This is a genomic window from Rhizobium sp. PDO1-076 (genome assembly GCF_000247475.1).
Classification (GTDB): domain Bacteria; phylum Pseudomonadota; class Alphaproteobacteria; order Rhizobiales; family Rhizobiaceae; genus Allorhizobium.
The window spans coordinates 1-680 of record NZ_AHZC01000347.1 but is presented as its reverse complement, the minus strand read 5'-3'; the positions used below and the strand labels follow the sequence as shown (position 1 = coordinate 680).

At 54.6% G+C, this 680-nt stretch carries 1 protein-coding gene; it reads right to left on the bottom strand.

Annotated features, from left to right (window positions below; all coding sequences use genetic code 11):
- On the bottom strand, positions 1 to 417 hold a 417-nt coding region (locus PDO_RS16985; protein ID WP_160167046.1), incomplete at its 3' end, for a tetratricopeptide repeat protein.
- Positions 418 to 680: the final 263 nt, after the last annotated feature.

Sequence of the window (680 nt, the reverse complement as noted above, 5' to 3'; positions counted from 1 at the left end):
GACATCTTCTTCGCCTGCCAAGGCAAGGGCGACTTCCAACACATCGCGAGCCTCGGTATATTCTTGCGCTTGGATCAAACATTCGCCCAGGCGGACATAGGCGTCGATCAGTTCGGCATCAAGGCCCAAGGCGAGGAGATAGAGCTTGGCTGCAACATCGAACCGACCTTGCAACTGCAACGTTGATGCGAGGGCAAACGGGAAGCGAGCATCGAGCGCGTCGAGCCTGCAAAGGGTAGCAAACATATCCCGCGCCTTTTCGAGATCACCTACGCGCAGCGCCTGAAAACCCGAGTGGAAGAGAGCATCCATCTCATCGTCACTAAGATCCAAGATTTCCTTCGGCGAATAGCCGGCGCGCATGAGCTTGATTCGATCGTCGTCCGCCAAACCCAATGCGTCGAGAGCTTCTTTCAACCAATGGCTCTGCGGCCTTAATCTGCTGCATGAGTTCTTCGGGTGAGGAAAACCCGAGGTCCAATATAGACACATTCGCACTCCAGTCAGATGCTGCATCTGTTCAATAGCAAACTGCTGCAGGCCGCGTTGTGCCGAAAGACACACATTGATTCAGTTTTCAGAGGCCGTTGTCAATATCGGAGCAATACGCCCCCACGGCGCTGAATCCAGGTTAACGGTCAAGCGGCGATGATTTCGGCCATGTATTGCGGGTTTCGGGG